The sequence below is a fragment of the Microbacterium marinum genome, from assembly GCF_014204835.1.
In the GTDB taxonomy this organism is placed as follows: Bacteria; Actinomycetota; Actinomycetes; order Actinomycetales; family Microbacteriaceae; genus Microbacterium; species Microbacterium marinum.
Genome location: NZ_JACHMD010000001.1, coordinates 2,596,487 through 2,613,646, shown reverse-complemented (window position 1 = coordinate 2,613,646; position 17,160 = coordinate 2,596,487). Strand labels below are relative to the sequence as shown.

At 69.0% G+C, this 17,160-nt stretch carries 21 protein-coding genes and 1 pseudogene; 11 read left to right on the top strand and 11 right to left on the bottom strand.

What is annotated here, in order from left to right:
* Positions 1-31: 31 nt before the first annotated feature.
* Positions 32-496 (bottom strand): annotated as a pseudogene (locus tag BKA24_RS12920) (pyridoxamine 5'-phosphate oxidase family protein); the annotation flags it as partial.
* 112 nt (positions 497-608) lie between these two features.
* Here BKA24_RS12920 and BKA24_RS12915 point away from each other — a divergent pair.
* Both BKA24_RS12915 and BKA24_RS12910 read left to right on the top strand, forming a co-directional pair.
* Entirely contained in the window at positions 609-815 is a 207-nt protein-coding gene (locus BKA24_RS12915) for a hypothetical protein (protein WP_184220939.1), read from the top strand.
* 67 nt (positions 816-882) lie between these two features.
* Positions 883-1,719 carry a MerR family transcriptional regulator gene (locus BKA24_RS12910; protein WP_343066124.1) on the top strand — a complete coding sequence of 279 codons (837 nt, stop codon included), beginning with the start codon at positions 883-885 and terminating at the stop codon, positions 1,717-1,719.
* On the opposite strand, the gene BKA24_RS12905 is transcribed toward BKA24_RS12910, so the two are convergent.
* The 4 genes from BKA24_RS12905 to BKA24_RS12890 form a co-directional block, all read right to left on the bottom strand.
* Positions 1,688-1,969 carry a hypothetical protein gene (locus BKA24_RS12905; RefSeq protein WP_184218898.1) on the bottom strand — a complete coding sequence of 94 codons (282 nt, stop codon included), beginning with the start codon at positions 1,967-1,969 and terminating at the stop codon, positions 1,688-1,690. The genes BKA24_RS12910 and BKA24_RS12905 overlap by 32 nt on opposite strands.
* Before the next feature lie 79 nt (positions 1,970-2,048).
* Complete coding sequence (locus tag BKA24_RS12900; protein ID WP_184218895.1) at positions 2,049-3,053, bottom strand: hypothetical protein; 1,005 nt, start codon at positions 3,051-3,053, stop codon at positions 2,049-2,051.
* Positions 3,046-3,333, bottom strand: coding sequence for a PadR family transcriptional regulator (locus BKA24_RS12895; protein ID WP_343066123.1), 288 nt, complete (start codon positions 3,331-3,333; stop codon positions 3,046-3,048). The genes BKA24_RS12900 and BKA24_RS12895 overlap by 8 nt, the downstream gene beginning before the upstream one ends.
* Positions 3,334-4,044: 711 nt before the next feature.
* A complete protein-coding gene (locus BKA24_RS12890; RefSeq protein ID WP_184218889.1) occupies positions 4,045-4,449 on the bottom strand; it encodes an NUDIX hydrolase in 405 nt (134 codons plus the stop codon).
* 180 nt (positions 4,450-4,629) lie between these two features.
* Between BKA24_RS12890 and BKA24_RS12885 the strand changes: the two genes are divergently transcribed.
* Genes BKA24_RS12885 through BKA24_RS12875 form a run of 3 tightly spaced genes read left to right on the top strand, consistent with a single transcriptional unit; the run spans position 4,630 to position 7,134 of the window.
* Entirely contained in the window at positions 4,630-6,201 is a 1,572-nt protein-coding gene (locus BKA24_RS12885; protein ID WP_184218886.1) for a molybdopterin-dependent oxidoreductase, read from the top strand.
* Between the two features lie 19 nt (positions 6,202-6,220).
* A complete protein-coding gene (locus BKA24_RS12880) occupies positions 6,221-6,709 on the top strand; it encodes a molybdenum cofactor synthesis domain-containing protein (protein WP_184218883.1) in 489 nt (162 codons plus the stop codon).
* Entirely contained in the window at positions 6,706-7,134 is a 429-nt protein-coding gene (locus BKA24_RS12875; RefSeq protein WP_184218880.1) for a molybdenum cofactor biosynthesis protein MoaE, read from the top strand. Before BKA24_RS12880 ends, BKA24_RS12875 begins: the two co-directional genes overlap by 4 nt.
* Positions 7,135-7,137: 3 nt before the next feature.
* Here BKA24_RS12875 and BKA24_RS12870 read toward each other — a convergent pair whose 3' ends face one another.
* Genes BKA24_RS12870 through BKA24_RS12855 form a run of 4 tightly spaced genes read right to left on the bottom strand, consistent with a single transcriptional unit; the run spans position 7,138 to position 9,861 of the window.
* On the bottom strand, positions 7,138-7,371 hold the full coding sequence (locus BKA24_RS12870; RefSeq protein WP_184218877.1) for a MoaD/ThiS family protein: 234 nt from the start codon (positions 7,369-7,371) through the stop codon (positions 7,138-7,140).
* Positions 7,368-7,865 carry a cyclic pyranopterin monophosphate synthase MoaC gene (gene moaC, locus BKA24_RS12865; protein WP_184218874.1) on the bottom strand — a complete coding sequence of 166 codons (498 nt, stop codon included), beginning with the start codon at positions 7,863-7,865 and terminating at the stop codon, positions 7,368-7,370. The genes BKA24_RS12870 and moaC overlap by 4 nt, the downstream gene beginning before the upstream one ends.
* Positions 7,862-9,094, bottom strand: a complete 1,233-nt coding sequence (locus tag BKA24_RS12860) for a molybdopterin molybdotransferase MoeA (RefSeq protein WP_184218871.1) — start codon at positions 9,092-9,094, stop codon at positions 7,862-7,864. The genes moaC and BKA24_RS12860 overlap by 4 nt, the downstream gene beginning before the upstream one ends.
* On the bottom strand, positions 9,091-9,861 hold the full coding sequence (locus BKA24_RS12855; protein ID WP_184218868.1) for a HesA/MoeB/ThiF family protein: 771 nt from the start codon (positions 9,859-9,861) through the stop codon (positions 9,091-9,093). The genes BKA24_RS12860 and BKA24_RS12855 overlap by 4 nt, the downstream gene beginning before the upstream one ends.
* Before the next feature lie 113 nt (positions 9,862-9,974).
* Between BKA24_RS12855 and BKA24_RS12850 the strand changes: the two genes are divergently transcribed.
* The 5 genes from BKA24_RS12850 to moaA all read left to right on the top strand — a co-directional run bounded on the left by BKA24_RS12850 (position 9,975) and on the right by moaA (position 14,110).
* Positions 9,975-10,367 carry a TOBE domain-containing protein gene (locus BKA24_RS12850; protein ID WP_184218866.1) on the top strand — a complete coding sequence of 131 codons (393 nt, stop codon included), beginning with the start codon at positions 9,975-9,977 and terminating at the stop codon, positions 10,365-10,367.
* Positions 10,367-11,128, top strand: coding sequence for a molybdate ABC transporter substrate-binding protein (gene modA, locus BKA24_RS12845; protein WP_184218863.1), 762 nt, complete (start codon positions 10,367-10,369; stop codon positions 11,126-11,128). The genes BKA24_RS12850 and modA overlap by 1 nt, the downstream gene beginning before the upstream one ends.
* Entirely contained in the window at positions 11,125-11,904 is a 780-nt protein-coding gene (gene modB / locus BKA24_RS12840) for a molybdate ABC transporter permease subunit (protein WP_184218861.1), read from the top strand. Before modA ends, modB begins: the two co-directional genes overlap by 4 nt.
* Entirely contained in the window at positions 11,901-12,947 is a 1,047-nt protein-coding gene (locus tag BKA24_RS12835) for an ABC transporter ATP-binding protein (protein WP_184218859.1), read from the top strand. The genes modB and BKA24_RS12835 overlap by 4 nt, the downstream gene beginning before the upstream one ends.
* 77 nt (positions 12,948-13,024) lie before the next feature.
* Positions 13,025-14,110, top strand: coding sequence for a GTP 3',8-cyclase MoaA (moaA, locus tag BKA24_RS12830; RefSeq protein WP_184218857.1), 1,086 nt, complete (start codon positions 13,025-13,027; stop codon positions 14,108-14,110).
* Positions 14,111-14,187: 77 nt separating this feature from the next.
* Here moaA and BKA24_RS12825 read toward each other — a convergent pair whose 3' ends face one another.
* Complete coding sequence (locus BKA24_RS12825; RefSeq protein WP_061682431.1) at positions 14,188-15,711, bottom strand: SulP family inorganic anion transporter; 1,524 nt, start codon at positions 15,709-15,711, stop codon at positions 14,188-14,190.
* Between the two features lie 159 nt (positions 15,712-15,870).
* Here BKA24_RS12825 and BKA24_RS12820 point away from each other — a divergent pair, with 159 nt between their 5' ends.
* Positions 15,871-16,251, top strand: a complete 381-nt coding sequence (locus BKA24_RS12820; protein ID WP_061682430.1) for a MerR family transcriptional regulator — start codon at positions 15,871-15,873, stop codon at positions 16,249-16,251.
* Positions 16,252-16,270: 19 nt separating this feature from the next.
* Here the strand turns inward: BKA24_RS12820 and BKA24_RS12815 are convergent.
* Positions 16,271-17,153, bottom strand: a protein-coding gene (locus BKA24_RS12815) for an IS5 family transposase (RefSeq protein ID WP_246367098.1) whose coding sequence is annotated in 2 segments (ribosomal slippage) — positions 16,271-16,798 and positions 16,800-17,153 — 882 coding nt in all. Because the reading frame shifts where the segments join, the coding sequence is not laid out codon by codon here.
* Between the last annotated feature and the right edge of the window lie 7 nt (positions 17,154-17,160).

The following is a 17,160-nucleotide window of genomic DNA, read 5'->3' as shown; positions in this document are numbered from 1 at the left end:
GACGTGCTCAGCGCCCGCCTGACGGTGATCGTCAGAGATCGACCGTCTTGTTGTCGGCCGGGAACTCATCGGGGTCGTCGCGAGTGATGGCCCGCGCCATGCCGAGCAGCTGCTTCACGGAGCTGCTCGGGGCGTCCCAGTACTCGGCGGTCGACGCGTGCACCTTGATGAGGGTGAGGCCGGGGGTCTCGAGGCCGTCGGGGAACCAGGCCTCGAGCGGCTTCGCCCACAGCTCCTCGGCCTTCGCGCGGTCGTGTACGACTTCGGCGACGCCGGCGATCGATGTCCATTCGCTCTTCCTGTCGTTGGAGAGCGACACGTTCACGTGTGGGTGCGTGCGGATCTGACGCACCTTGTCCGAGGTCTCGTACGCGAAGAACCACAGGTCTCCGTCGAACTCGACCTCCTGCACAGCCATCGGTCGGCTGACGTGGTCTCCGGCATCCGTCATCGTCGTCAGCATCGCCGATCGTGCCCGGCCGATCAGCTCGACGACCTTCTCGCGGCTTTCCGCCTCGAGATGTCAACCGCCGTGGCCACGACCCCGTGCCGCCGTACGCTCGCCGCACGGTCCGGTCGATGGCCGGACACGACGAGAGGATGCAGACATGAGCGACGAGACGATTCCCTTCAACGAAGACGCTTCGCTGGAAGGTCCCGACGTCGAGACGTCGGCGGCAGATGGGGATGCCACGGAGAAGCCGGGCGGGCTCGGCGGCGACGGCACGATCCCGAGCGACCCCGACGGCGTCGGCGCTGGTCACACCGGCACGGCGTCGACCTTCGAGCCCGAAGAGGATGAAGACGCGCAGTGACCTGAGCGGGGCGAATGTCGAGCGCCTCGCTTGACCTCGCCCCAGGGGCAGGGTCGATGCTGACGGAGTGACACCGACACACGACGACCTGATGACCGCGGGAAGGTTCACCGCGTCGACCCTGCTGACGGCGAAGGCGCTGCGCATCTACGCGGAGCGCGGTCTGCTGACGCCGCGGCGGGTGGATCCCGACAACGGGTACCGGTACTACGGGGTCGAGCAGGTGCAGACCGGGTGGCTGATTGGGCTGCTGAGGTCTGCAGATCTCTCCCTCGACCAGATCGCCGAGATCGTCGCCGCTGCGGATGCCGATCCGGAGAGGGCCGTTGACCTGCTCGATCGAGCAGTCGCGGCGGGGGATCGGCGTCACGAGGCTCGGCACGCCGTGCTCGAGCGCGCACGTCTGCATCTGCGTCAGGAGACCGTCATGACCACCGTCCAGTCCCGCTTCGAACCGGATCGCGCCGTCGTCAGTGTGATGCGCCGGGTGGCGCCGCACGACCTCGATCGGGTCATCCAGGAGGAGGCCTCCGCCCTTCGAAAGGTCGCGGCCGAAGGTGGGGTCGCCATTGCGGGGGACCCCTTTGGCATCTTCCACGCGCCCGTGACGGACGATTCCGATGGTCCGCTCGAGATCGTCCTGCCCATCGACGGGCTGGTCGACTCGGCCGGCGACGTCCGCAGCTACCGGCTCGGGGGAGGCTCGGTGGCGACGCGGCTGGCCGAGGGAGCGGAGAGCGACTTCCCCGGCATCCTCGCCCTCTACGACGAGGTGCACGCGTGGATCACGGATGCCGGGCGCACCCCGACCGGGCCGCCGCGCGAGGTGTGGCACACGTCTCCGCAGTCGCCGGAGGGTCTGCGCCTCACGATCACCTGGCCCTACGCCGAAGCGACCGCCTAGTCCGAGGGAGGCTCGCCATCCACGCGGCCACCACGGTCGCGGCGACGGCGACCGCAGTGACCGCGAGCCACAGGGCAAGGGACGTGGGCAGCCCGATTGCGGAGCGCATCTCCGTCAGCGTGACCGATCCGCTCGGAGCGTCGCCGTAGCTGACGACAGTCACCACAGGGGCCCACACGATTGCGACGGCGACGACCGCGGCGACGCCGAGCCACAGCCAGGCGCCGTGTCTCCGGAGGTGATCGGGCATGTGCACAGCATGGCACGGAGCCGATCGGGAGCACCCACGCCGGTCGCTGGCGGCCGACTCGCGCTTCGGGATCGAGAGGTCAGCTCCTCCGTCGGCTCCGCCACGACCTGACGGCTACCGTGGCGACCGACGCCGCGATCAGTGCGATCAGTGCGCAGGAGATCAGATCCCACTCACCCGACGAGGTCACGCGAAAGGAGAGCGACAGGCTCGCCGCAGCCGTGATGACGAGGAGGACGTGGACACTCGCTGATGTCCGCGCGGGCGCGGGCAGCGACGCCGCGAAAGCATCGGGAGATCCGAACTCGTCGTGGAGCGGAGTCCCGGAGTCGGAGGAGTATTCGCGTGCTTCTCGAATCACGCGGCGTACGTCATGGGGCGCTACATCCCCGCGGTCGTGCAACGCCCGTGTCGCCTCGCGCGCCCACGCCTCATCGTCGTGCGAAACGGGCTGCGTTGAGTGGTGGCGTCGCAGGGCAAGGGTGATCCCGGACGCGAGCGCGATCGACGCGGCCGTGGCGAGCAAGGGCCACTGCGCCTGTGGAAGCCAGGCGCTCGGCTCTGCCCGGAGGATTCCCCAGGTGATCACGGCGCAGATCGCCACTCCGAGCAGCAGTGTGACGACGAGCGCGCGGGGTCGTCCGGCGCTCGAGCTCATCAGCTGGAAGCACACGATCAGCGACGAGGACGCGGACCCGATCAAGAAGGGAGTCAGAGGATCGGCATGCGTTGAGGTCGACAGGATGCCGACGGCGAGAAACGCCGCGGCGATCCCCGAGGCGTACGCGAGCCATCGGAGGATCAGGCCGACAGGGTCTGGCCGGACTTTCCGGGCTGTGCGGTCGGGTTCTTCCGGTGCAATGTTCGCGGCCCACGCGTGCGCAGGGCCGAACGTGTCCAAGGCGGACAGCCCGGATGCTCTGAGCGAGCTCAACAGTGGGGTGGTCCTGCGGATCACCGAGTCATGGTCGAGGCCCCGCATCGTGAGGAAGGCAGACGCTTCCGCCAACCACAATGCGTCCTCGTCAGCGCCGCGGACGTCTCGGAAGGCGCTCGCGAGGGCGTCAAGATTCTGCTCAGGCATCGCCGTTCGTTCCTTCTGAGTCGCCCAGTGCGAGCGTGAGTTCCATCCACTTCGCACGCTCGTCGGAGAGTCGTTCAAGGCCTGCGGGAGTGAGCGAGTAGGTCCGACGCCCTGGGCCGGATTCCCCCGATTCCCATATCGCCACGATTGCTCCGTCTGCCTCGAGCCCGGCGAGTGTCGGATAGAGCGACCCGCCGCGCGGTCTGCCGAGCCCTCTCGATTCCAACGCGAGGGCGATCGCATAGCCGTGCCGCGGCTCCTCCGCGAGCACGGCGAGCACGCCCGTCCCTATCGCTGCTCGGATCCAGGCCGGCGGCCAGTGCCCCGCGACTTCACTCACGTACTTAGATATGACACGTATCTAGCGCGTCAGTCAAGTGCGACCTCAACCGGGTGCGCTGGGTGCCGTCAGTTCACGGTGCGCGACGTGCACGCCAATGCCCGATGGCGTCGTCCCGCACTGCATCGTCGGGGTCGCGGTCGCTCACCACCCGGGGGAGCAGCGAACGTATCTGATCAGTTCCGATGTGGCGCGTCGCCGCGCGGCCTGCGCCGCGTGTTCGTCGATCTCCGCAGAACGGCGCGCCGCCTCGATGTCGGCCTGCGCAGCCTTGCCGCGCGCTGGACAAATGCGGTAGCCGGAGGTGCGTCAAGTCGGAACGGGCGAGCTCTCAGGTGCGCACGGTAGACTGACCTCGATAGGCGAACTTCTCATTCGTCTCGCCCCGGCTGTGTGGTAACAGTCGGGGCTTCCTTTTTGTGTGAACGGCCTACGGCCACGCGCCGGAGAGCGGCGGTCCGTCACTCACTCGTGCGTTCGTCGAGCTCTTTCAATCGCTTCAGCTTCGACCACGGTACGAAGATGATCCACGCGATCGATGCGATCGAGGCGCCCATCAACATCGAGGAGATATCCATGGTGCCAAGGTAGTGAGTTCACGAAAGAGCCGACTCCTCCTCCCGGCGGATATCCCGAGCGTTGGCGGGCAGCCTACAAGCGAGCCGCGAAGAAGGACTCGAGGACGTCGTCGTCCTCGTAGGCGAGCGCGAGGCTCTCGATCTGTTCTGGCGTGAACCACTCCACGCGTTGCCCCTCGGTGAGATCGATCTCGTCTACGGTTGCGGCGAATGGCGCGGTGAAGGTGTGCTCGAGCCCGTAGGACCGCGTCTTCGAGACGACGTGCGTCACGGTGCTGGGGTCGAGTCGCGCCCCGAGCTCCTCGTCCACTTCCCGAAGGATGCAGTCGAGCGGGAGTTCGCCGGGCTCCAGCATCCCTCCGGGGAGAGCCCACATGCCGGGGAACGGGATGCTCGGAATGTCGTCTCGCAGCTGCAGCAGAACCGAACCGGCCGGGTTCACCAGAATGATCTGACAGCCGGCGTCCGCGTTCTCCATCCCCGAACCCTACCGAGGCCCGCCGACCAACCCGACGTCACGTTCGGGTCGAAGCCGGCAGGCGCAAGTCCGAGTTTTCCGGTTCGGAAGGCGCGAGAGTGAGGTCGGAGCATCGCCGGCATCCGTGCAGCGCACATCTGATTCGGTGTCCGTTCCGAATAGACCAATGAAGGGACGGACATGACCACTCCACGCAGCGGTAAGAGGTTCATCGCATGGGCAGCCGTGGCCGGCGTCGTCGCGGGCGCGGTGTTCCTCGCGGTCGCCGAGCTCGCCGCCCTCGTCTTCGCCCGGACCGCGAGCCCGATCCTCGCGGTCGGTGCCTTCGTCATCGACATCGTCCCGCGGCCTCTCAAGGAGTTCGCGATCACCACGTTCGGCGAGTACGACAAGATCGCGCTCCTCGTCGGGCTGGGCCTCGCGGTGCTCATCGCGTCCGCGATCGCGGGCATCCTCCAGTACGTGCGCCCCCATCTCGGCGCGATCGCCATCGGTCTCGCGGGAGTGCTCTCGGGTGCCGCGATCGTCACTCGGGCTGAGGCGACGGTGCTCGCGTACCTGCCGCCGATTCTGGGAACCATCGGCGGCGTCGTGATCCTGGTGATCCTGGGCCGCCGCCTGCGCGCGTGGCGGGAGGCATCGACGGCTGCCCCCGTACCGGAGAATCCCGCGCACTCGCGTCACCTCGATCGCCGCAGGTTCCTCATGCTGACCACGATTGCGGGCGCATCCGCGATCGTCGTGGGCATCGCCGGTCGCACGGTCAGCGCGGTGACGTCATCGGCCGAAGCCATCCGCAAGGCGATCAAGCTGCCGGCACCGCGATCGACGGTGTCGATCCCGTCGGGTGCGGAGCTCGACGTCAAAGGCCTCAGCCCACTGATCACTCCTAACGCAGACTTCTACCGCGTCGACACCGCCCTCACCGTGCCCACCGTCGACCCTGAGACGTGGACCCTCGTGATCGACGGAATGGTCGACCAGCGCATCGAGTTGACCTTCCAAGACCTGCTCGACATGGGGCTCGACGAATACGCCATCACGTTGACCTGCGTGTCGAACGAGGTCGGTGGCGGGCTCGTCGGCAACGCCGTCTGGCAGGGTGTGCCGCTACGCGATGTGCTGGCGATGGCCGGACCTCAGTCCGGCGCCGACATGGTGCTCTCGCGCAGTGTCGATGGATACACCGCGAGTACGCCGCTTTCGGCGGTCACCGATGACGGTATCGACGCGATCCTCGCTGTCGCGATGAACGGCGAGCCGCTCCCGCCCGAGCACGGGTTCCCCGTCCGCATGGTCGTCCCGGGCCTCTACGGCTACGTGTCCGCGACGAAGTGGGTCACCGAACTCAAGGTCACGACGTTCGCGGAGGATGAGGCGTACTGGACGCCGCGCGGCTACAGCGCCGAGGCTCCCATCAAGTTCGCCTCGCGACTGGACACGCCGAAATCCGGCACGCCGGTCAAGGCGGGCAAGGTGCCCGTCGCCGGCGTCGCGTGGGCCCAGACCGTGGGCATCGAGCGCGTCGAAGTGAGCATCGACGACGGCGAGTGGAAGCCCGCCAAGCTGTCCAAGCCCATCAACGAGGACACGTGGGTGCAGTGGGTCATGGAATGGGATGCCACCCCCGGCACGCACTACGTCGCGGTTCGAGCGGTGAACAAGAACGGCGACCTCCAGATCGAGGAGCGCGCGCCGATCGCCCCCGACGGTTCGTCGGGATGGCAGCGGTCACTCATCACGGTCTCGTGAGCGCGTCTAGGGTGAGCGCGTGTCGTCTTTTCTCGCCTACGTGATTACCGTCTCCGACCGGTCTGCCGCGGGGGAGCGTGAGGATCGTGGCGGGCCGCTCGCGGTCCGTCTGCTCGACGAGGCGGGCATCGCATCATCGGGCAGCGAAATCGTTCCCGACGGTGCCGATTCGGTGGAGGAGGCCGTCCGACGCGCGATCGCCACGGGCGCCCGGCTCGTCGTCACGACCGGGGGCACGGGGGTGGGCCCGCGCGATCGGACACCCGAGGGGACGGAACGCGTGCTGACCCGAAGCGTCCCGGGTATCGCGGACGAGTTGCGACGCGTCGGTGTTGCCGACACCCCCTTGTCCGTGTTGTCACGCGGCGTGGCGGGCGTGGTGGAACCGGAGGGCGCGCTCGTCGTGAACCTCCCCGGGTCGACCGGGGCAGTGGCCTCCGGCATCCCGGTGATCGTGTCGGTCGCCGCGCACGTGATCGATCAGATGAAGGGCGGGGACCACTCGTGAACACCGTGAAGATCGCGCGCATCGAGGAGACACCCCTCGACCTCGATGCGCACATGCGCGCCGTCGAGAGCCCGGCGTACGGCGCCGTCACGACCTTCGTCGGCAGGGTGCGTGACAACGACCCGGACGCGCGGACCGGGGTCGTGGGACTCGAATACAGCGCGCACCCCGATGCCGAGCAGACGTTGGCACGGATCGCGGCCGAAGCCGGGGGCGAGGCGGGCGCCGTCGTCGCCGTCAGTCACCGCGTCGGGCATCTCGAGGTCGGAGACGCGGCGGTGGTGATCGCCGTCGCTTCAGAGCATCGCGCCGAAGCGTTCGAGGTCTGCCGCGCCGTCATCGAGACGATCAAGACCGACCTGCCCGTCTGGAAGCGTCAGCTCGAAGCCGACGGCACCACGGCCTGGAAGGGCATCGGGAGCTGAGGCTCAGCCGCCCGCGAAGGGCGGCAGCACATCGATCAGGCGTGCGTTCGCGAGCGAGATGTCGCCGTCAGTCCGCACGCCATCGACGAGGACCGCGCAGTCCGGGAGGACCAGGAACAGCTTCGGGTGCTCGTTGAGAACGGCGGTGCGGAGCTCGGCGAGCGTGGCCTCGTTGCGTTCCTCGGTCTCCGTGCCGGCCGCTTCGGCCGCTGCCGCGAAGTACCGCACGGTGGTCATGACTGGTCCCTCTCCGGGCCGGCTTCACCGGGCCGCACCCAGTCGCCCGATCGACCGCCCGACTTGGCGACGATGCGGACGTCTTCGATCATGACCGACCGGTCGAGCCCCTTCACCATGTCGACGACGGCGAGTGCCGTCACCGATACCGCGGTCAGCGCTTCCATCTCGACGCCGGTGCGGTCCGCCGTTCCGACGGTCGCCTCGATCTCTACGCCGTCGGCGACGACCTCGAGCTCGACCGAGGCGCGGTGCACGCCGATCACGTGCGCCAGGGGCAGCAGGCCTGCTGTGGACTTGGCTGCTTGGATGCCGGCGATGCGAGCCACGGCGATCACGTCGCCCTTCGGGGCCGAGCCGTCACGGAGCGCGGCGACGACGTCCGCGCTGCAGCGGACGAAGCCGCGCGCTGTCGCGGTGCGCACGGTCGGCTGCTTCGCGGTGACGTCGACCATGTGCGCGCGACCGGCCGAGTCGAGGTGGGGAAAGCTCATCCGACCAGCATGACATCTACCTCGTCGCCGACGGCGACCTCGGCCACGTCGGCGGGCACGATGGCGAAGGCCGACGCGCGTGCCAGCCCACCGGCCAGGTGCGACCCCGATCCTCCCGCGGTCGCGGGGCGTACGGTCCGCTCGGCGAGGTCGACGACCGCGGGCAGGTACTGCCGGCGACCTGGCGGGGTGCGCCACGATTCCGCGGCTCGGAGCGTCAGGTGCGGACGGAAGCGCTCGTTCCTGCCCTGCAGGGCGAGGAGCGCGGGACGCACGAACACCTCGAACGACACGGCGACGCTCACCGGGTTGCCGGGCAGGCCGAAGACGAGGCACGCGTCGCCCACCACCCCGAACGCCTGCGGCTTGCCCGGTTGCATCGAGACGCGGACGAACTCGACCTCGCCGTGTCCGTCGAAGGCGGCACGGACCGGCTCGTACGCCCCCGCGCTGACCCCACCGGTGAACACGATGACGTCGACCCCCGCCTCGCGGGCGGCGGCGGTGGCCTGGGCAACCCCCTCGCCTTCGTCCGCGACCCGCGCGGTGAAGACGAGGTCGGCGTCGGCGTCGGCGACGAGGCGTTCGAGGAGCGGCCCGTTCGAGTCGGGGATGAGCCCGCGCCGTGGCGTCTCGCCGGGGGTGAGCAGCTCGCTGCCGGTGGAGACGACTGCCACGCGTGGTGCGCGCGTCACGGTCACGTCGGCAACGCCTGCGGCCACGGCCGCGGCCACCTGGAAGGCGCCCATCCGTTCGCCGGCGGGGATGACCACGTCTCCGGCGTGCAGGTCGGCACCGCGTCGGCGGACGAAGGCGCCCGGCGCGGGCGCCTCGATCACTCGGACCACGTCGAGGGAGTCCGCGAGGCCGTCGACCGTGCTCTCGAACGGCACGATCGCGTCGGCGTCGGATGGCGTCGGTGAGCCGGTCATGATCCTGGCGGCCTCACCGGCGGTGAGGCGAGGGTCGGTCGACACGCCGGCCGGCAGGTCCGCGACGACGCGGAGGGTGACCGGATTGTCCGGGGAGGCATCCGCGACGTCGGCGGCGCGCACCGCGAAGCCGTCCATCGCCGAATTGTCGAACAGCGGGATGTCGTGGGTGGCCGTCGCGGGTGCGGCGAGCGTGCGCCCCGCCGCGTCATGGACGGGGATGACGTCGGTCGGGACGACGCGGACCGCCGCGAGGACCCGGGCGAGCTGCTCCTCGACGCTGCGCATGTCGTTCATCCCGCCGCCTTCGCCGATCGGAGGGCGAGCTCGTGCTGGCGCCCGGAGAGCGCGTCGAGCACCATCATGCGTCCGAGCAGCGGTTGGCCCGCACCGGTGACGAGCTTGACGACTTCGGTGGCCAGCACGCCGCCGACCTGCACGCAGAGCGCGCCCAGCACGCCGACCTGCGCGCAGGTGGGCGGGTCGCCTTCGGTGCCGACCGCGAAGAGGTCGTTCAGGACGACGGGGTCGCCCTCGGGAGGCGTCGACCAGAAGACCGTGATCTGTGCGTGCCACTCTCTGACCGCGCCCCACACTAGGGGCAGTCCGAGTGCTTCAGTGGCCGCGGCGACGGCGCGACGGGTCGCGAAGGAGTCGCTCGTGTCGATCACGACGTCGGCTCCGCTGAGCAACTCCACCGCGTTGGCGTCGTCGAGGCGAGCAGTGATCGGGGTCACCGTCGTGTGCGGTGAGAGCGCGGCGACGGCGCGGGCAGCGCTGTCCGTCTTCAGGGTGCCGATGTCGTCGACTCGATGCGCGATCTGGCGCTGCAGGTTGTGCAGCTCGACGATGTCATCGTCGATCACGATGAGGGTGCCGATGCCGGCAGCGGCGAGGGCCAGGAGTGCGGGCGACCCGATGCCGCCGGCGCCGACGACGGCAACGCGCGCGGCGGACAGGCGCCGCTGCCCCTCGTCGCCGATGGCACGCAGCACCGTGTGGCGGGCTGTGCGCACGCGTTCGTCGGGATCCAACTCGGGGACGGCATCGACCAACGGGCGCATGTCCTGAGCGTATACCGGTGGGATGCCGCGCGGGCGGCGATCAGCATCTCTGAGAAGCCGCAGATGCGGCATAACTGCTAGCTTTGCATCCGCTCGTGCGGCATCATCGGATGATGAGGACCTACCGTGTGGCTCGTGCCGCCCGTCTGCTCGGCGTGAGCGACGATTCCGTGCGCCGATGGATCGACCAGGGACTCCTCCCGGTGACGGACGCCGTCCCAGCGGAGATCCCGGGTGATGCGCTGGCCGCGTTCGCCGTCGACATGGCGAATCAGCCCGCGGAGGGGAGCGAGCACCGCTCCAGCGCGCGCAACAGCTTCGTCGGCATCGTGACCCGCGTGCAGATCGACGGCGTCATGGCACAGGTCGACCTGCAGTCGGGTCCGCATCGGGTGGTGTCGCTGATGTCCGCCGAAGCGGCACGCGAGCTGGAGCTCGAGGTGGGCTCGCTCGCGACGGCATCCGTGAAAGCCACGAACGTCGTCGTCGAGATCGCGCGGGACTGATGCCTCGTTCGCTGCGCGGTATCGCCCTCGTCGGAACGGTTGCGCTCACGGTCACCGCCTGCGCGAGCACGCCGGCTCCCTCCGCGACGGATGGGGCACCCCTGAGCGAGTCACTGACCGTGTACGCCGCCGCATCTCTGGCCGCGTCGTTCGGTGAGATCGGCGACGCGTTCACTGCGCGGCATCCCGAGGTCGAGGTCAGCGCCGTCTACGACGGTTCGTCGACCCTGGCCACGCAGATCCTCGAGGGGGCACCGGCCGATGTGTTCGCGTCCGCCGATCAGGCGAACATGGCGAAGGCATCGGATGCCACGGCCGACCCCGCCGTGTTCGCCTCGAACACGCTCGTCATCGCTGTGCCCGCGGGCAACCCGGCGGGCGTCGCGTCGCTCGACGACCTCGCGGACGTCGTGACGGTGCTGTGTGCGCCGGAGGTGCCGTGCGGCGCGGCATCCGCTTCGCTGCTCGACGCGGCGAGCGTGACCGTCGACGCCGCGAGCCTCGAGCAGAACGTGACCGCGGTGCTCACGAAGGTGGCGGCCGGTGAGGCCGACGCGGGCCTCGTCTACGCCACCGACGTGATCGGCCGCGAAGACATCGAGGCGATCGTGCCCGACGGTGCCGACGAAGTCGTAAACCTGTATGAGATCGCTGCGGTGGCGGATGCCGCGAGCCCCGATACCGCGGACGCGTTCGTCGACTTCGTGCTGTCCGACGAGGGTCAGGCCATCCTCGAGGAGTTCGGGTTCGGGGCACCGTGAGCGAACGCGGCTACACCCCGCGGGTGCTCGCGCTCCCCGCCATCGTCGCGCTCGCGTTCCTCGTGCTTCCGCTCATCGCGCTGGTCGCGCGCGTCGAGTGGTCGACCTTCCTGGCCGACGTGACGTCGCCCGCAGCGGTGGCGGCGCTTGGCCTGTCGCTCGGCACGGGGCTGGCGGCCACCCTCGTGTGCATCGTCCTCGGCGTGCCGCTCGCGCTGCTCATCGCCCGGTCGGGTCCGCGAGTGGCGGCACTCCTGCGCGCCGCCGTGACGGTGCCGCTTGTGCTGCCGCCGATGGTGGGCGGTATCGCGCTGCTGTACCTCTTCGGACGCTCCGGGTGGCTGGGGGAGTGGGGGCTCTCGTTCACGACGCCGGCCGTCGTGCTGGCGCAGACGTTCGTCGCACTGCCGTTCCTCGTGCTCGCCGTCGAGGGCGCGGTGCGAGCAACGGGCGTCGACTACGAGCGCACCGCCGCGGCGCTGGGCGCGGGACGGTGGACGATTCTCTGGCGCATCACGCTGCCGCTCGCCGTGCCCGGCATCGTCGCGGGGGTCGTGCTGTGCTTCGCCCGCGCGATCGGCGAGTTCGGGGCGACTGCGCTGTTTGCGGGCAATCGTCCAGGCGTCACGCAGACCATGCCGCTGGCCATTTATACCGCGTTCAACGGTGCCGGTGTGACCCAGGGGACGGCCGTCGCGCTCGCGCTGCTGTTGCTGGCAGCCGCGATCATCGTTCTGCTGCTGGTGCGGGGCTGGCGGCCGGGAGCGGTGCGATGAGGGGGCTGCGGGCACACGTCGTGGTCGACCGGCCGCGCTTCCGCGTCGATGTCGCGATCGATGCGGCGGCCGGTGAGACGGTGGCCGTCATGGGGCCGAGCGGGGCCGGCAAGTCGACGCTGCTCGAAGCGCTCGCCGGGCTGGCGCCGCTCCACGATGGCGAGATCGTCGTGGGCGGCCGTGTCGTCGAGCGGACCGCTGTGCCGCGCGTGCGGACCGCTCCGATGCATCGCGGGGTGATCCTCCTCAACCAGGATCCGCGCCTGTTCCCGCACCTGTCGGCTCGCGAGAACGTCGCGTTCGGCCCCCGGGCGGCGGGCACGCCGACCGACGCGGCACGCGCGAACGCCGACGTCTGGCTCGAGCGGGTGGGACTTGCCGGGATGGGGGAGCGGATGCCGCGGGAGCTGTCGGGCGGTGAGCAGCAGCGTGTCGCGATCGCCCGTGCCCTGTCGGCGTCCCCACGCGTCGTGCTGCTCGACGAGCCTCTCGTCGCGTTGGACCCTGTCACGGCATCGTCGATCCGCGGCATGCTCCGCAATCAGCTCGTCGGCACGACCACGATCGCGGTGACGCACGATGCGGCGGACGCGGTCGCGCTCGCCGAGCGGCTGTTCATCGTGGAGGCCGGAGTCGTCGTGCAGAGCGGCGCGGTGCGCGAGGTGCTGCACGCTCCGGCATCCACCTTCGTCGCGTCGATCGCAGACGTGAATCGGATGCCGGGTGTCGCGGCGGATGGCCGGTGGACGGGGGGCGCAGCGTTGCTGACGAGCGCGGATCCCGCGTCGCAGGCACTCGCGGCGACCGATGGCGCACCGCTCGCGGCGGTGTTCCGCCCGGCCGACGTGCGTGTCGTCAGCGGAGCGGGAGCGAACGCGTGGCCTACCGAGGTCGTGCGGGTCGAGCCGACGCTGTCGGGTGCGCGGATCCACACGACGTCCGGTGCCGCTGACATCGGAGCGGGGGACGCTGACGTCGCGCCAGGTGACACGGTATGGCTGCAGGTCGATCCGTCGCACATGCGGTTCGTGCCGATCCCCTGAGAGGCGGCGGATTCCCGCCTTCGCCCGGGCAACGGCGACTAGCCTCAGAAGATGACATCGGCGCGCGGAGCGACGCGATGACGGCCGTGCCCGTCACCATCGGTCGTGCGCCGCAGGCGCCGGCCGACGCGGCGCCCGCTGACCTCGGTGCCGGCCTCGTCGACACCCACGGTCGAGTGCACCGCGACATGCGGATCTCGCTCACCGATCGGTGCTCGCTGCGCTGCACGTACTGCATGCCCGAGCAGGGCAATGAGTGGCTCGCCCGCACGAGCATCCTGTCCACCGACGAGATCGTCGAGGTGGCTCAAACTGCCGCAGCCCTCGGCATCCGGACGTTCCGGCTGACCGGCGGCGAGCCGTTGCTGCGCACCGACATCGTCGATGTGGTGCGGCGCGTGGCGGCGATCTCTGGCCCCGATGGCCCGGTCGAGGTCGCGATGACGACCAACGGCATCCGTCTGGGCGAGGTGCTTCCCGACCTGATCGAGGCCGGGCTGACGCGGTTGAACATCAGCATCGACACGATCAACCGCGAGAAGTTCGCCGCGCTCACGCGTCGCGACCGCCTCGACGATGTGCTCGCGGGGATCGCTGCGGCTGCCGCGTCGGAGCTGACGCCGCTGAAGCTGAATGCGGTCGCGATGCGCGGCGTCAACGACGACGAGCTCGTCGACCTGGTGGAGTTCGCGATGGAGGTCGGCGCGCAGCTGCGCTTCATCGAGCAGATGCCGCTGGACTCCGGTCACACCTGGGACCGGGACGCGATGGTGACGCGCGAAGACATCCTCGCCGCACTGTCGGAGCGCTTCGGGTTGGAGCCGGTGCCCGGTCGTGGGGGAGCGCCTGCCGAGAAGTGGCGGATCGACGGTGGCCCGCACGAGGTCGGTGTGATCGCGTCGGTGACGGCGCCGTTCTGCGGCGCGTGCGATCGGCTGCGGCTGACTGCGGACGGTCAGTTCCGCAACTGCCTCTTCTCGCTCACCGAGTACGACGTGACGACTGCTCTGCGGGCGATGCCGGCGGATGCCGCTCCCTCCGAGCGGAGCGGGGTCATCGCCGGCATCCTGCAGGCCTGCGTGCACGGCAAGCTGCCGGGCCACGCGATCAACGACCCGTCGTTCCTCCAGCCCGCGCGCGGGATGAACGCGATCGGCGGCTGACGGCCTGGGGCCGGGAGTCGCAGACGTCGGAGCCGCCTAGGGCGTGTTGATTTAGTGCCGGGGTCGCTGGAGTCCAGTTAGTGCGCGTTGCCGAGTCCGCCAGTGAGGCGGCCGTGGAATCGGGCGGTGGCGTCGTTCATGCCGGTGAAGGTGACGGTCTTGCCGAGGTGTTCGTATTTGGTGTGGATGGCGTCGAGCGCGGCGACGGTGGATGCGTCCCAGACGTGGGAGCGGGTCAGGTCGACGACAACGCGGTCGGGGTCGTGGGTGTATTCGAACTGCGTGGTGAGGTCGTTGCTGGAGGCGAAGAACAGTTCTCCGTCGACGGTGTAACGGGCGGTGGGCTGGCCGTCTTGGTCGGTGATCTCGCGGGTGACGGTGGTGAAGTGCGCGACGCGGCGGGCGAAGAGGATCATCGCGGCGATGACGCCGACGCCGACGCCGATGGCGAGGTTGTGGGTCCACACGGTGATGCCGACGGTGACGACCATGACGAGGGTTTCGCTGAGCGGCATGCGCTTGAGGGTGGTGGGGCGGATGCTGTGCCAGTCGAACGTGGCGACGGAGACGACGATCATCACGGCGACGAGGGCGGCCATGGGGATGACGGCGACGATGTCGCCGAGCACAAGCACCAAGACGAGGAGGAACACGCCGGCGAGGAAGGTGGAGATGCGGGTGCGGGCTCCGGATGCCTTCACGTTGATCATCGTCTGCCCGATCATCGCGCAGCCGCCCATGCCACCGAACGCGCCGGAGAGGATGTTCGCCGCCCCCTGAGCCCACGCTTCGCGGGTCTTTCGGGAGTGGGTGTCGGTGATGTCATCGACCAGTTTCGCGGTCATGAGGGATTCGAGGAGCCCGACGATGGCCATCGCGGCGGCGAACGGGAAGATGATGCCGAGGGTGTCCAGGGTGAGCGGAACGTTCGGGATGAACAGTTCGGGCAGGCTCTGCGGGAGTTGGCCCTGATCGCCGACGGTGGGGACGCTGATACCGAACACGACAGCGGCGGCAGTGAGCAGAACGATCGCGACCAGCGGTGCCGGGACGACACGGGTCAGCAGCGGCATCAGATACATGATGAGCAGGCCCGCGACCACGAGCGGGTAGACCATCCAGGGCACCCCGAGCAGCTGCGGGATCTGCGAGATGAAGATGAGGATGGCGAGGGCGTTGACGAACCCGACCATGACGCTGCGGGGTATGAACCGCATCAGCTTCGCCACCCCGAGAAGTGCCAGCACGATCTGGATGAGCCCACCGAGGATCACGGTGGCGATGAAGTAGTCCATCCCGTACTCGCGGGCAACAGGGGCGATGACCAGCGCGATGGCGCCGGTTGCGGCGGTGATCATCGCGGGCCGGCCGCCGAGGAATGCGATGGCGACCGCCATCACGAACGACGAGAACAGCCCCACCCGGGGGTCGACCCCGGCGATGATCGAGAACGCGATCGCTTCGGGGATCAGCGCGATCGCGACGACCAGTCCGGCGAGGACTTCGCGGGTGAGAATGCGGGGGCTGCGCAGCGCTTGCAGAACGGTCGGTTCGATCCGGTAGCGGGCGGCGGGATCTTGCGTGGGCACGACGGCGGTCACGGTGCTCCTTCGTGGTCGGCGGGGATGTAAGCCCGCAGGAAGGCGCTCCGTTGCGCCGGGAAGTCTCAGAGATTCGGGAGAGGATGGATGCTGCACGACAGGGTGCGAGCGAACAACGAGACTCTAACGTAACGTGAGGGTTGAAGGAAATCGGGGATCATGACTGACGCGGCGATGCACATCGGTGAACTGGCCGAGCGCACTGGTCTGTCACTGCGCACCCTCCGCCATTACGACGAGATCGGTCTCGTCACTCCGTCCGGACGCACCGATGGCGGGTTCCGCCTCTACACCGCCGACGACGAGGCACGGGTGATGCTAATCCGCCGGATGAAACCCCTCGGCTACAGCCTCGACCAGATGCGTGAGCTGCTCGACCTCATCAATCTGGTCAACGCCAACCCGCGCGATCCGGAACTTGATGCTCGGTTTGAGAGTGTCCGGCAGGAGGCGCTCGAGCGGCGCGACCGTCTCAGAATCCAACTCGCCGCCGCCGAGGAGTTCGTCGCTCAACTTCACGCCCGCTCCACGAAGGTGTAAGCGGCTCACCCAAGTCCACTCAGCGCGCGCCGGTCTTGACCCAGATCAAAGTTCCGGCGAGACAGATCGCGGCGCGGTAGTTGCGGGCGAGTTTGTCAGAGCGCATCGCGATCCCGCGCCACTGCTTGAGCCGGTTGAAGCACCGCTCAACCACGTTGCGCCCCTTGTAGCGAGCTTGCTGCTGGTCGCCGAAGTCGATCGGCCGACCCGGCCGCTTCCGGCGGTGCGCGATCTGGTCGTCACGCTCCGGGATGGTCGCAGCGATCCCGCGGCTGCGAAGCCAGGCGCGGTTCGCCTTCGAAGGGTAGCCCTTGTCGGCAAGAACCCGGTCCGGGCGGGTTCGGGGCCTACCCTTACCGGCGCGGGGCACGCGAATGTCTTCGAGGACCGCGGTCATCATCGTGGTGTCGTTGACGTTGCCGCCGGTGATCAGCATTCCCAACGGCCGGCCACGGCCATCGCAGACCATGTGCAGCTTGGTTGTCAGTCCGCCGCGAGAGCGTCCGATCCCGTGATCCGGCGGCTCGACCCACGGATTCCTGTCATTCGGTAGAGCCCCCTGTGTCCCGCTTCAGGGTCGCGCCGTGCTGATGCACACGCGCGATCGTGGAGTCGATCGAGACCACCCAGTCAATCTTCCCGGCGGCATCTGCCTGCCTCTGGACCTCCGCGAGCAGCTTCTCCCAGGTGCCGTCCGCGGCCCATCGGCTGAACCGCTTGTAAATGGAGTTCCACTTCCCATACTGCTCCGGCACGTCCCGCCAGGGAGCGCCGGTGCGGTACTTCCACGCCATTCCCTCGACAGCGAGCCGATGATTCGTCCACGGCCTCGACCGGCCCGTAACCGTCGGCATCAACGGCTCCATCACGGCCCACGCCTCGTCAGAGATCTCGTGTCGCATCACCGTT